Origin of the sequence: Streptacidiphilus cavernicola (assembly GCF_042510955.1) — a bacterium.
GTDB classification, from domain to species: domain Bacteria; phylum Actinomycetota; class Actinomycetes; order Streptomycetales; family Streptomycetaceae; genus Streptacidiphilus; species Streptacidiphilus cavernicola.
The window spans coordinates 109,892-123,690 of record NZ_JBHFAB010000024.1; the positions used below are offsets into that span (position 1 = coordinate 109,892).

A 13,799-nucleotide genomic window follows, 5' to 3' on the forward strand; every position below is an offset into this window, starting at 1 on the left:
GCGCCCGGCCATTCGGCCGATTCCCCGCGCTCGGGGCCGCCTTTCCGGTCCGATCCCGTGCTGCGCCCACCCCCCGCTCCATTACTCTGAGTTGAGTGTGGATGTCGCAGAGTGACGAGAGTGGTGTAAGGTCCCGACCGGGAGAGCCGGTACGGAGCGTTCCGCACCGCCGTTGCACCCGCACCCGGGACCGGAGGGGGAGTTGCCGGTGACGAGTACCGAGACCGTGCTGCCCGGCCCGCCCTGGGCCGAGGAGCAGGCCCCGCCGAGGTCGAGGCCGGCCCTGTTCGCGGACGTCCGCACCGGGTTCCCGCAGCGCCTGGTCGGGGCCGGACTGCTCGGCGAGGCCCCGTCCGCCGTGCTCGACCCCGCCGACCCGGACGACGACGCCGGGCCCGAGGACGGCGAGCCGGTCCAGCACGCGCCGCGGCTGCCGCGGCTGCTGATCCTGCTGGTCTGCCTCGGCTACCTGGCCGGCGCCGCCACCGGCTGGGGCTCCCGCGGACTGGCCGACTTCATGGGCGACTTCGGCCTGGCCGCCGCCGCGCTGACCGCCTCGCTCTCCTGCCTGGTGCACGGCTGCACCGCCGCCGGACGGCACCGCCCGGCCTGGCTCTGCTTCGGTCTCTCCTCGCTGATGGTCGCCCTCGGCAACGGCACCTGGGGCTGGTACGAGGTGGTGCTGCGGGTCCCGATCCCCAGCCCCTCGTTCGCCGACTACGCCTTCCTGCTGTTCGCGCCGCCCGCCATCCTCGGCCTGCTGCTGCTCTCCAGCCGCCCCCGCAACGCCGCGGGCTGGCTCTGCCTGGCGCTGGACGGCTGGCTGATCGCCGGTTCGCTGCTGACCCTCAGCTGGAGCCTGGCGCTGGCCCGCACCGCCCGCGGCGACCAGGGCAGCCCGTTCCGGCTGTCGATGGCACTGGCCTACCCGGTGCTGGACATCCTGCTGGTCAGCATGGTGCTGGGGCTGCGCTTCCGGAGCCGGGACGGCAACCGCGCCGCGGTGCACACCGCCATAGTGGCCCTCGCCCTGACCGTGCTCTGCGACGCGCTGTTCACCAGTCAGGCCCTCGACGACTCCTACCACTCGGGGCAGTTGCTCGACGCCGGCTGGTTCACCGGCAGCATGCTGCTGGCCTGGGCGCCCTGGGCCCGTCCCGGCAGCAGCACCGCGCACGCGGTGGCCAACGTGGTCCGCTCGCCCCGGGTCGCGTCCACCTTCAGCGCGCTGACGCCCTACGCCGCCGCCGCCGTCTGCACCGTCGGGCTGCTCTACAACGCGTTCGGGCAGGACCGGCTGGACCGCTTCGTGCTGATCGTGGCCTGCACCGTGGTGTTCGCGCTGATCCTGCGTCAGGGCATCATGCTGCTGGACAACCTGGCGCTGGCCCAGCGGCTCTCGCACCAGGAGAACCACTTCCGCTCGCTGGTCCAGGGCTCCAGCGACGTCATCATGATCGCCGACCCGGACGGGGTGCTGCGCTACGTCAGCCCGGCCGCCGCCGGGGTCTACGGCCGCCCGGCCGAGGAGCTGATCGGCACCAGGCTGCCGGAGATGGTCCACCCCGAGGACCTCGGGCACGTGCTCTGGGAGGTCCAGCGCTACCTGGCGCAGAGCCCCTCGGTGGAGCCCACCGCCAGGATCGAGTGCCGGATCCGCTCCGGCGCGGGGGAGTGGCTCGACGTCGAGTCCACCGTCAACCGCTACCGCGACGGGCTGATCTTCAACTGCCGCGACGTCTCCGAACGGGTGCGGCTGCAGGCCCAGTTGGAACACAACGCGTTCCACGACACGCTGACCGACCTGCCCAACAGGGCGCTCTTCCTGGACCGCGGCCGGGCCGCGCTGGCCGCCCCGGGCGGGCCGGCCGACACCGAGGCCGGCGTCGCCGTGCTCTTCCTCGACCTGGACGGCTTCAAGGCGGTCAACGACAGCGCCGGACACCAGGTCGGCGACGAACTGCTGGTCCAGGCGGCCCGGCGGCTGCAGGACACGGTCCGGGCCGGCGACACCGTGGCCCGGCTCGGCGGCGACGAGTTCGCGGTGCTGCTCGGCGGCCTCGGCCCGAGCCAGGCCGAGGATGTCGCCGAGCGGCTGCGGGCCGCGCTGGGCGCCCCGTACTGGATCGGCGGCGAGGAACTGGGCGTGGCCGCCAGCATCGGGATCGCCTTCGCCGAGCCCGGGATCACCCCGGCCGCGCTGCTGCGCAACGCCGATCTGGCCATGTACCAGGCGAAGAAGAGCGGCAAGGGCCGGGTCGCGGTCTACGACCCGGAGCTGCGCGGCGACCTGCGCCGGCGCACCGAGCTGGAGCAGCGGCTCCGGGTCGCGGTCCGCGAGGGCCGGTTCGCGCTGCTGCACGAGCCGGTGGTCGACCTGGAGACCGGCACGGTCGCCGCGCTGTCCGCGCAGGCCCGCTGGCGCTCGGCGGACGGGCTGCTGCTCACCCCGGCCGAGTTCCTGCGCGCCTCCGAGGGCGGCGACCGGGCGGCCCGGTTCTCCCGCTGGATGGTCGAGGAGGCGGTCCAGCTCGCGGTCGAGCGCCGGGAGCGGCTCGGCGCGACCCTCGGCCCGGTCCCGGTCGCGGTCCGGCTCTCCGCCCGGCGGCTGGCCGCGCCCGGCCTCTGCGAGTCACTGGAGGCCCTGCTCCGGCGGACCGGCCTGCCGCCCGCCTGCCTGCTGCTGGAGATCACCGACGGCGCCGCCGCGGACGACCGCGGCGACCGGTTCGACGACGACGCCCACGCGGTGCCGCGGACCCGCGGCGGGGGCTTCGACGAGACGGTGCGCCGGCTCAACGCGCTGCACCGGCTCGGCGTCGGCCTCGCCCTGGACGGCGTCGGCGGCCCGTCCGCACCGCTCAGCGGGCTGCGCAGGCTCCCGGTCGACCTGATCAAGCTGGACCGCGGCCTGGTCGAGGGCCTGGTCGAGTCCGCCTTCCTGCGCACCCTGGCCACCAGCGTGCTGCGACTGGGCCGCGAGCTGGGCTTGACCACGGTGGCCGAGGGTGTGGACCACGCCGCCCAGGCGGCACTGCTCCGCGACCTCGGCTGCCGCCGCGGCCAGGGCGCCTTCTTCTCCGGGCCGCTGGAGGAGGCGCGGCTGGACGCGCTGCTCCGCGGTCCCGGCTTCGCGCTGCCGCGCCCCGCGGCGGCCGAACTGCCCCGGCTTGTCCACCCTTCGAGTGAACTTCGCGGCGACCTGCGGGGTGACCTGCGGCATCACCGCTCCGCCCACCCACGCCCCGCCCCGGACCAGCCGGTACGCCCCGGCCCACCGGTCCAGGGGAGCCATCTCGGAACGGGTCCGCATGATGAGACGTCGTTACCCCCGGCTTGACACTCCGCAGGGTGCCGGAGGAAGGTCGATGCCATGCGCACCCGAATTCTCGTACTTGGCGGGCGCGTCGGCTGATCCGGAGTCCCTTCGACCCGGAATCCGAAGGCCGACGCGCCACCCCTCGCATGCCCATGGGCACGAGGGGTTTTTTGTTGCCCACTCCCCCTCAAAACGCCGTGCTGCGAGTCTTGTCGAAGCAGTACCCCTCCGAGAAGGAACCAGCAGATGACTGAGCAGGCAGCCGCCGCCCCGCAGCGGGGCGAGACCCCGATCGCCGAGCCCATGACCGGGGCGCAGTCGCTCATCCGCTCGCTCGAAGCGGTCGGGGCCGAGACGGTCTTCGGCATCCCCGGCGGGGCGATCCTGCCGGCCTACGACCCGCTGATGGACTCCACCAAGGTCCGCCACATCCTGGTCCGGCACGAGCAGGGCGCGGGCCACGCCGCGACCGGCTACGCGCAGGCCACCGGCAAGGTCGGCGTCTGCATGGCGACCTCGGGTCCGGGCGCGACCAACCTGGTGACCCCGATCGCCGACGCCTACATGGACTCGGTGCCGATCGTCGCCATCACCGGCCAGGTCGCCAGCGCCGCGATCGGCACGGACGCCTTCCAGGAGGCGGACATCTGCGGCATCACCATGCCGATCACCAAGCACAACTACCTGGTCACCGACCCGTCCGAGATCCCCCGGGTGATCGCCGAGGCGTTCCACATCGCCGCCACCGGGCGTCCGGGCCCGGTCCTGGTCGACATCGCCAAGGACGCGCTGCAGGCCCGGACGGTGTTCCGCTGGCCGGTCGAGCAGCAGCTGCCCGGCTACCGCCCGGTGACCAAGCCGCACGCCAAGCAGATCCGCGAGGCGGCCCGGATGCTGACCTCGGCCAAGCGCCCGGTGCTCTACGTCGGCGGCGGGGTGATCAAGGCCGGCGCCACCGCCGAGCTGCGGATCCTGGCCGAGCTGACCGGCGCGCCGGTGGTCACCACGCTGATGGCGCTCGGTGCCTTCCCGGACACCCACGACCAGCACCTGGGCATGCCCGGGATGCACGGCTCGGTCGCCGCGGTGACCGCGCTGCAGAAGTCCGACCTGCTGTTCGCCCTGGGCACCCGCTTCGACGACCGGGTCACCGGCCGGCTGGACGGCTTCGCCCCGCTCGCCAAGATCGTGCACGCGGACATCGACCCGGCCGAGATCGGCAAGAACCGCATCGCGGACGTGCCGATCGTCGGCGACGCCAGGGAGATCCTGGCCGACCTGATCCAGGCGGTCCAGGCCGAGTTCGCAGCCGGCACCGCGGTCGACTACGGCGACTGGTGGGTGCAGCTGAACGGCTGGCGGAAGACCTACCCGGTCGGCTGGGACCCGGCCCCGGACGGGATGCTCAGCCCGCAGCAGGTGATCGAGCGGATCGGCCAACTGGTCGGCCCGGACGCGATCTACGCGGCCGGCGTGGGCCAGCACCAGATGTGGGCCTCGCAGTTCCTGACCTTCGAGAAGCCGGCCACCTGGCTGAACTCCGGCGGCGCCGGGACCATGGGCTACGCGGTCCCGGCCGCGATGGGCGCCAAGGCCGGGATGCCGGACACCGCGGTCTGGGCGATCGACGGCGACGGCTGCTTCCAGATGACCAACCAGGAGCTGGTCACCTGCGCGCTGAACAACATCCCGATCAAGGTCGCGGTGATCAACAACGGCTCGCTGGGCATGGTCCGGCAGTGGCAGACCCTGTTCTACGACCAGCGCTACAGCAACACCGTGCTGCACAGCGGCCCCGAGCACGACGGCATCGCCCAGCCCGCGCAGGGCACCCGGATCCCGGACTTCGTCAAGCTCTCCGAGGCGATGGGCTGCTACGGCCTGCGCTGCGAGCGCCCGGAGGACCTGGACGCGGTGATCCAGCAGGCGATGGCCCTGAACGACGCCCCGGTCGTGATCGACTTCATCGTGCACCAGGACGCCATGGTCTGGCCCATGGTCGCCGCCGGCACCAGCAACGACGAGATCCTGGCGGCACGGAACGTCCGCCCGGACTTCGGCGACAACGAAGAGTAGAGGGAACGGCCCCATGTCCAAGCACACGCTCTCCGTCCTGGTCGAGAACAAGCCCGGCGTGCTCGCCCGCATCGCCGCCCTGTTCTCCCGCCGGGGATTCAACATCGACTCGCTCGCGGTCGGACCGACCGAGCACCCCGACATCTCCCGGATGACCATCGTCGTCAATGTGGAGGCCCTGCCGCTGGAGCAGGTCACCAAGCAGCTCAACAAGCTGGTCAACGTCATAAAGATCGTCGAGCTGGACCCGACCTCGGCGATCCGCCGGGAGCTGGTCCTGGTCAAGGTGCGCGCGGACAGCGAGACCCGCTCCCAGATCACCGAGATCGTCCAGCTGTTCCGGGCCAAGACCGTGGACGTCTCTCCGGACGCGGTGACCATCGAGGCCACCGGCAGCTCCGACAAGCTGGAGGCGATGCTGCGGATGCTGGAGCCCTACGGCATCAAGGAACTGGTGCAGTCCGGGATGGTGGCGGTGGGCCGAGGCGCCCGCTCGATCACCGACCGGTCGCTCCGCGCGCTCGAACGCAGTGCCTGAATTCCAGTGGCAATTGAGACGCCGGTCTCAGCATACGAGAACGAATCCCGCGATGCGCCCGGCGGCGTACCGTGTCCCTGACCGCGAAGACCCCCCGCAAGGAGAAGCCAGCGATGGCCGAGCTGTTCTACGACGACGACGCTGATCTGTCCATCATCCAGGGCCGCAAGGTCGCGATCCTGGGCTACGGCAGCCAGGGCCACGCCCACGCGCTCTCGCTGCGCGACTCCGGCGTCGACGTCCGCGTCGGCCTGCTGCCCGAGTCCAAGTCCCGTGCCAAGGCCGAGGAGCAGGGCCTGCGCGTGGTCACCCCGGCCGAGGCCGCGGCCGAGGCCGACGTCATCATGATCCTGGTGCCGGACCCGATCCAGGGCGACGTCTACAAGGAGGTCGTCGAGCCCAACCTCAAGGCCGGCGACGCGCTGTTCTTCGGCCACGGCCTGAACATCCGCTTCGGCTTCATCCAGCCCCCGGCCGACGTCGACGTCTGCATGGTCGCCCCGAAGGGCCCCGGCCACCTGGTCCGCCGCCAGTACGAGGAGGGCCGCGGCGTCCCCTGCATCGTGGCGGTCGAGCAGGACGCCACCGGCAAGGGCCTGGAGCTGGCGCTCTCCTACGCCAAGGGCATCGGCGGCACCCGGGCCGGGGTCATCAAGACCACCTTCACCGAGGAGACCGAGACCGACCTGTTCGGTGAGCAGGCCGTCCTCTGCGGTGGCACCTCCGCGCTGGTCAAGGCGGGCTTCGAGACCCTGGTCGAGGCCGGCTACCAGCCCGAGATCGCCTACTTCGAGTGCCTGCACGAGCTGAAGCTCATCGTCGACCTGATGTACGAGGGCGGCCTGGAGAAGATGCGCTGGTCGGTCTCCGAGACCGCCGAGTGGGGCGACTACGTCACCGGCCCCCGCATCGTCACCGCCGACACCAAGGCCGCGATGAAGCAGGTCCTGGCCGAGATCCAGGACGGCACCTTCGCCAACGCCTGGATCGCCGAGTACAAGAACGGCCTGCCGAAGTACAACGAGTACAAGAAGGCCGACGGCGAGCACCTGCTGGAGACCACCGGCAAGAAGCTCCGCAAGCTGATGAGCTGGGTGGACGAGGAGGCGTAAGGCCTCACCCCTCCACCGCGGCGGGGGTGCCCTTTCGGGGGCGCCCCCGCATCTTTGTACGGTTCGTAAGGTCCCGTGCGGGTGATTCCACCGCAGGGGTGCGAGGGCGGTCCCCGACCCTCGCTAGACTCCCGAGTGCGCGTCAGGCCCACAGCGTCGTGCGTCTCCAACGCGGCATGCCACCGTTCCCACCATGCCGTCCTTTCCCGGGTGCCACCCACACCCGTGCGGCAGGGGAGATCCGGACAGTAAGGACAACTGTCGTGAGCGCTGCACCCACCAAGAAGCCTGTCGTCCTCATCGCGGAAGAGCTCTCCCCCGCGACCGTCGACGCCCTCGGCCCCGACTTCGAGATCCGCCACTGCGACGGCGCCGACCGGGCCGCGCTGCTGCCCGCGATCGCCGACGTCGACGCGATCCTGATCCGCTCCGCCACCAAGGTCGACGCCGAGGCCATCGCCGCCGCCGGAAGGCTCAAGGTCGTCGCCCGCGCCGGCGTCGGCCTGGACAACGTGGACGTCCCCGCCGCCACCAAGGCCGGCGTGATGGTCGTGAACGCCCCGACGTCCAACATCGTCACCGCCGCCGAGCTGGCCTGCGGCCTGCTGATCTCCACGGCCCGGCACATCCCGGCCGCCAACACCGCGCTCAAGGCCGGGAAGTGGGCCCGCAGCAAGTACACCGGCGTCGAGCTGGCGGAGAAGACCCTGGGCGTGGTCGGCCTGGGCCGGATCGGCGTCCTGGTCGCGCAGCGGATGTCCGCGTTCGGGATGAAGATCGTTGCCTACGACCCCTACATCCAGGCCGCCCGCGCGGCCCAGATGGGCGTCAAGCTGATGCCGCTGGACGAGCTGCTGGAGGTCGCCGACTTCATCACGGTGCACCTGCCGAAGACCCCGGAGACCATCGGCCTGATCGGCGACGAGGCGCTGCACAAGGTCAAGCCGACGGTGCGCATCGTCAACGCCGCCCGCGGCGGGATCGTCGACGAGGAGGCCCTGGCCGCCGCGCTCAAGGAGGGCCGGGTGGCCGGCGCCGGGCTCGACGTCTACAGCAAGGAGCCGTGCACCGACTCCCCGCTGTTCGCCTTCGACAACGTGGTCTGCACCCCGCACCTGGGCGCCTCCACCGACGAGGCGCAGGAGAAGGCCGGCATCTCGGTCGCCAAGTCGGTCCGGCTGGCGCTGGCCGGCGAGCTGGTCCCGGACGCGGTGAACGTCCAGGGCGGCGTGATCGCCGAGGACGTGCGCCCCGGGCTGCCGCTGGCCGAGAAGCTCGGCCGGATCTTCACCGCGCTGGCCGGCGAGGTCGCCGCCCGGCTGGACGTCGAGGTCCGCGGCGAGATCACCCAGCACGACGTCAAGGTGCTGGAGCTGTCCGCGCTCAAGGGCGTCTTCGAGGACGTCGTCGCCGAGACCGTCTCCTACGTCAACGCCCCGCTGTTCGCCCAGGAGCGCGGCCTTGAGGTCCGTCTCACCACGACCAGCGAGAGCCCGGAGTACCGCAACGTCATCACCGTCCGCGGCACGCTGACCGACGGCCGCGAGGTCGCCGTCTCCGGGACGCTGTCCGGCCCCAAGCGGATCCAGAAGATCGTGGGCGTGGACACCTTCGACGTGGACGTGGTGCTCACCGACCACATGGCCTTCTTCCGCTACGACGACCGCCCCGGCGTGGTCGGGGTCCTCGGCCAGTTGCTCGGCGAGGCCTCGATCAACATCGCCGGGATGCAGGTCTCCCGGGACGCCGAGGGCGGCGACGCGCTGGTGTCGCTCACCGTCGACAGCGAGATCCCGCAGCCGCTGCTGGCCGAGATCTCGGCCGAGATCGGCGCCAAGTTCGCCCGTTCGGTGAACCTCAGCGACTGAGCTCGGCGACCGACCGTCCGCGAAGGGCCCTTCCGGCGCCCCGTCCACCGCTCACCGGTGGGCGGGGCGCCGTCGCGTTCGAGCGGCTCTCGTGCCGCGTTCGAGTGGTATCCGTCTCAGATAGTAGGAAATCCAAGTAGTTCCGCAGACAGTCGCGGTCTCCTGTCGTACCGTGAGGATGTCGGACGATCCGCTGTATCCGCAGCCAGCTCCGACCGGCCCTTGTCGCGGGCGATCCCTGCGCGGCCCACGCCACCACCCCCGCGCGTCAAGAGGAGCCCCCTCATGGACCAGCAGCGCCCGCAGACCCCGACCCGTCCCCGCCGCCGTCAGTCGAACAGCGACCGGGCCAACGCCATCGCCGCACTCCAGCGTGCCCTGGACCGCCGCGACAACGGCGGCGTGACCGGCCACCGGTAGACCGCCGCCGGCCGAGCGGCCCTCGGTTCCGTTCGCATCGCGGACGCCTGATGCCCACCAGGTGGAACCGGGAGTAGGGTTCCGGCATGTCTCGTACCCTCCGCCTCGCAGTGATCCCCGGTGACGGCATCGGCCAGGAAGTCGTCGCCGAAGGGCTCAAGGTCCTCGCCGCCGTCCTCCCCGCCGACTCCAAGGTGGAGACCACCGAGTACGACCTCGGCGCTCGCCGCTACCACGCCACCGGCGAAACCCTCCCGGACAGCGTGCTGGAGGAGCTGAAGCACAACGACGCCATCCTCCTCGGCGCGATCGGCGACCCGTCGGTGCCCTCCGGGGTGCTGGAGCGCGGGCTGCTGCTCAAGCTGCGCTTCGCCTTCGACCACCACGTCAACCTGCGCCCCGGCAAGCTGTTCCCCGGGGTCGACTCCCCGCTCGCGGGTGAGCCGAACATCGACTTCGTGGTCGTCCGCGAGGGCACCGAGGGCCCGTACGTCGGCAACGGCGGCACGCTCCGCACCGGCACCCCGGAGGAGATCGCCACCGAGGTCAGCCTGAACACCGCCTTCGGCATCGAGCGCGTGGTCCGCGACGCCTTCGCCCGCGCCCAGGCCCGCCCGCGCAAGAAGCTGACCCTGGTGCACAAGAACAACGTGCTGGTCCACGCCGGACACCTGTGGACCCGGATCTTCGGCGCGGTCGCGGCCGAGTTCCCCGAGGTCAGCACCGACTACCTGCACGTCGACGCGGCAACGATCTTCTTCGTCACCCAGCCCGAGCGCTTCGACGTCATCGTCACCGACAACCTCTTCGGTGACATCCTCACCGACCTGGCCGCGGCCGTCACCGGCGGCATCGGCCTGGCCGCCAGCGGCAACATCAACCCGAGCGGTGCGTTCCCGTCGATGTTCGAGCCGGTGCACGGCTCGGCCCCGGACATCGCCGGACAGGGCAAGGCCGACCCGACCGCCACCGTGCTGTCGGTCGCCATGATGCTCCAGCACCTGGGCCTGGCCGACGAGGCCGCCCGGATCGAGGCCGCGGTCGCCGCGGACCTGGCCGCCCGGGTCACGCTCAGCGCGCCCCGCTCCACCTCCGAGGTCGGCGACGCCCTCGCCGCCCGAGTAGCCGGCTGACCGGCCGGTACTGCGCGGGGACCGTCCAGGCGGTCCGGAAGACAGCATGCCGGCACCACCCGGTACGCCCTTCCGGGCCGCTTCGCCGTACCCGAACCAGGGCGAGTGTTCGAGCGGTCCCGGAAAGTGCGACCATCGACCTTGGGCGCCCTCACACACCACGAGCGCGGCCCGCCATGACGACACGGTGAAGGACGTAACGCCATGACCTCCCCCATCGAGCCCACCGAGCACCTCGCGATCGAGCTCAAGCCCTCGGCGCACCCCCTCGCCGCCGCAGAACGCGAGGCCCGCCTCGCCAACCCCGGCTTCGGCCGCTACTTCACCGACAACATGGTGACCATCCGCTGGACCGAGGGCCGAGGCTGGCACGACGCCCAGCTCACCCCGTACGCGCCGCTGGAGATCGACCCGGCCAACGCGATCCTGCACTACGGTCAGTCGATCTTCGAGGGACTGAAGGCCTACCGCACCGCCGACGGCAGCATCCAGAGCTTCCGCCCGTACGCCAACGCCGCCCGGTTCCAGGCCTCCGCGCGCCGGCTGGCGATGCCGGAACTGCCGCAGGACACCTTCGTGGCCGCCATCGAGGCGCTGGTCCAGCAGGACGCCGCCTGGGTGCCCAGCCAGGGCGAGGCCAGCCTCTACCTGCGCCCGTTCATGATCGCGACCGAGGTCGGCCTCGGCGTCCGCCCGGCCGACTCGTACCTGTTCATGGTGATCGCCTCGCCGGCCGGCGCCTACTTCAGCGGCGGCGTCCAGCCAGTCTCGGTCTGGCTCTCCGAGGAGTACGTCCGGGCCGCGCCCGGCGGCACCGGCGCCGCCAAGTGCGGCGGCAACTACGCCGCCTCGCTGGTGGCCCAGGCCCAGGCCGCCGAGCAGGGCTGCGACCAGGTGGTCTGGCTGGACGCGATCGAGCGCCGCTGGATCGAGGAGATGGGCGGGATGAACCTCTACTTCGTCTTCGGCGAGGGCGAGAGCGCCCGGATCGTCACCCCCGAGCTGTCCGGCTCGCTGCTGCCCGGCATCACCCGCGACTCGCTGCTGACCATCGCCGGAGACCTCGGCTACGCCACCGAGGAGCGGAAGATCTCCACCGACGAGTGGCGCGACGGCAACGCCGACGGCACCCTCACCGAGGTCTTCGCCTGCGGCACCGCCGCGGTGATCACCCCGGTCGGCTCGGTCAAGTCCGCCCGCGGCGACTGGACCGTCGGCGACGGCACGCCCGGCCCGGTCACCCTGCGGCTGCGGGAGACCCTGCTGGCGCTGCAGACCGGCCGCCGCGAAGACACCCACGGCTGGATGCACCCGGTCGCCTAGGGCGGTCGCAGGCGCGCACGGAACGGCCGGTCTCATTCATTGAGACCGGCCGTTCCGTGCACGGCCCGGTTGTGCGACACTGCTCTCGTGTCCTCGCTCGCGCTCATTATCGGCAGCAGGCGCGCCGGTCCGCAGTGACCGTTTCCGCACGATCGACCCGTGGCGGAACGGCCACCGTGTCAGAAGACCCGCGCGCAGACCTCTCGCATCCGCGAGGGGTTTTTTGTTTGCCGACCGGCTCCCACAAGGAGCGCCTCGGCGGGCGGAGCGCACGCGGCTCATGCCTGACATCGGAGTCGGCCCCCCGGCAGGCGGCCCACGCCCGTCGGAGGCCCACCAGCCCCCCGGACAGGAGTACCAGGCATGCGTCCCAGCGATGACTTCCACGTCTTCGACACCACCCTGCGTGACGGTGCGCAGCGCGAGGGGATCAACCTCACCGTCGCCGACAAGCTCACCATCGCCCGTCACCTGGACGATTTCGGCGTCGGCTTCATCGAGGGCGGCTGGCCCGGCGCCAACCCCCGCGACACCGAGTTCTTCGCCCGCGCGGCCACCGAGCTGGAGTTGCAGCACGCCGAGCTGGTCGCCTTCGGTGCCACCCGCAGAGCCGGCGGCGACGCGGCCACCGACGCCCAACTGGCCGCACTGGTGGCGTCCGGAGCGCCGGTGGTGACCCTGGTCGCCAAGTCCCACGACCGCCATGTCGAGCTGGCCCTGCGCACCACCCTGGACGAGAACCTGGCGATGGTCGCCGACAGCGTGCGCTTCCTGCGCGAGCAGGGCCGCCGGGTGTTCATCGACTGCGAGCACTTCTTCGACGGCTACAAGGCCAACCGCGACTACGCCCTGGCCGTGGTCCGCACCGCGCACGAGGCCGGGGCGGACGTGGTGGTGCTCTGCGACACCAACGGCGGGATGCTCCCGGCCGGGGTGCACGCCATCGTCGCCGACGTGGTCGAGCAGACCGGCGCTCGGCTGGGCATCCACGCCCAGGACGACACCGGCTGCGCGGTCGCCAACACCCTGGCCGCGGTGGACGCCGGGGCCACCCAGGTCCAGTGCACCGCCAACGGCTACGGCGAGCGGGTCGGCAACGCCAACCTGTTCCCGGTCGCCGCGGCGCTGGAGCTGAAGTACGACCGCCGGGTGCTGCCCGCGGGCCGGCTGGCCGAGATGACCCGGATCTCGCACGCCATCGCCGAGGTGGTCAACCTCACCCCGTCCACCCACCAGCCGTACGTGGGGGTCTCCGCGTTCGCGCACAAGGCCGGGCTGCACGCCTCGGCGATCAAGGTCGACCCCGACCTCTACCAGCACACCGACCCGGCCCTGGTCGGCAACCGGATGCGGATGCTGGTCTCGGACATGGCCGGCCGCGCCTCGGTCGAGCTGAAGGCCAAGGAACTGGGCTACGACCTCTCCGGCGACCGGGAGGCGGTCGGCCGGATCGTGGCCACCGTCAAGGAGCGGGAGAACCTCGGCTACAGCTACGAGGCCGCCGACGCCTCGTTCGAGCTGCTGCTGCGGGACGAGGTGAGCGGCAGCAGGGACCGCTTCTACGCGCTGGAGTCCTGGCGGGCCATCAGCGAGCAGCGCGAGGACGGCAGCCAGGCCAACGAGGCCACGGTGAAGATCCTGGTCAAGGGGGAGCGGATCATCTCCACCGGGGAGGGCAACGGCCCGGTCAACGCGGTGGACACGGCCCTGTGCGCGGCGCTGGAGCGCTTCTACCCGCATGTGGCCGAGCTGGAGCTGGTGGACTACAAGTGCCGGATCCTGGAGGGCGAGCACGGCACCACCTCGGCCACCCGGGTGCTGGTGACCACCAGCGACGGCACGAGCGAGTGGTCCACGGTCGGGGTCGCCCCGAACGTCATCACCGCCTCGTACCGGGCCCTGGAGGACGCCTACACCTACGGTCTGCTCCGGGCCGGGCTGGTGCCCTAGCGGGCCCCGGCCGGGCCGCCTGGAGGACGCTGAGGGGCCGTCACGCAGCGCGTGACGGCC

General features: G+C 71.7%; 9 protein-coding genes. All 9 read left to right on the forward strand.

Annotation, left to right across the window (positions count from 1 at the left end; all coding sequences use genetic code 11):
- The first annotated feature begins 430 nt into the window (after positions 1-430).
- The 9 genes from ACEZDE_RS27045 to cimA all read left to right on the forward strand — a co-directional run bounded on the left by ACEZDE_RS27045 (position 431) and on the right by cimA (position 13,739).
- Positions 431-3,340, forward strand: coding sequence for a putative bifunctional diguanylate cyclase/phosphodiesterase (locus ACEZDE_RS27045; RefSeq protein WP_380541206.1), 2,910 nt, complete (start codon positions 431-433; stop codon positions 3,338-3,340).
- Between the two features lie 225 nt (positions 3,341-3,565).
- Positions 3,566-5,395 (forward strand): acetolactate synthase large subunit, encoded by a 1,830-nt coding sequence (locus ACEZDE_RS27050; protein WP_380541175.1) that lies wholly within the window; start codon positions 3,566-3,568, stop codon positions 5,393-5,395.
- 13 nt (positions 5,396-5,408) lie between these two features.
- On the forward strand, positions 5,409-5,933 hold the full coding sequence (gene ilvN / locus ACEZDE_RS27055) for an acetolactate synthase small subunit (RefSeq protein ID WP_380541178.1): 525 nt from the start codon (positions 5,409-5,411) through the stop codon (positions 5,931-5,933).
- A 113-nt stretch (positions 5,934-6,046) separates the two neighbouring features.
- Entirely contained in the window at positions 6,047-7,045 is a 999-nt protein-coding gene (ilvC, locus tag ACEZDE_RS27060) for a ketol-acid reductoisomerase (RefSeq protein ID WP_380541181.1), read from the forward strand.
- Positions 7,046-7,308: 263 nt separating this feature from the next.
- Positions 7,309-8,913 carry a phosphoglycerate dehydrogenase gene (gene serA / locus ACEZDE_RS27065; protein ID WP_380541184.1) on the forward strand — a complete coding sequence of 535 codons (1,605 nt, stop codon included), beginning with the start codon at positions 7,309-7,311 and terminating at the stop codon, positions 8,911-8,913.
- A gap of 285 nt (positions 8,914-9,198) precedes the next feature.
- Positions 9,199-9,333, forward strand: a complete 135-nt coding sequence (locus ACEZDE_RS27070) for a hypothetical protein (RefSeq protein WP_380541187.1) — start codon at positions 9,199-9,201, stop codon at positions 9,331-9,333.
- A gap of 86 nt (positions 9,334-9,419) precedes the next feature.
- A complete protein-coding gene (locus tag ACEZDE_RS27075) occupies positions 9,420-10,466 on the forward strand; it encodes a 3-isopropylmalate dehydrogenase (RefSeq protein WP_380541190.1) in 1,047 nt (348 codons plus the stop codon).
- 204 nt (positions 10,467-10,670) lie between these two features.
- Positions 10,671-11,789 carry a branched-chain amino acid aminotransferase gene (locus tag ACEZDE_RS27080; RefSeq protein WP_380541193.1) on the forward strand — a complete coding sequence of 373 codons (1,119 nt, stop codon included), beginning with the start codon at positions 10,671-10,673 and terminating at the stop codon, positions 11,787-11,789.
- Between the two features lie 363 nt (positions 11,790-12,152).
- The gene (gene cimA / locus ACEZDE_RS27085) at positions 12,153-13,739 is read left to right on the forward strand and encodes a citramalate synthase (RefSeq protein ID WP_380541195.1); all 1,587 of its coding nucleotides are present in this window, start codon (positions 12,153-12,155) and stop codon (positions 13,737-13,739) included.
- Positions 13,740-13,799 lie beyond the last annotated feature (60 nt).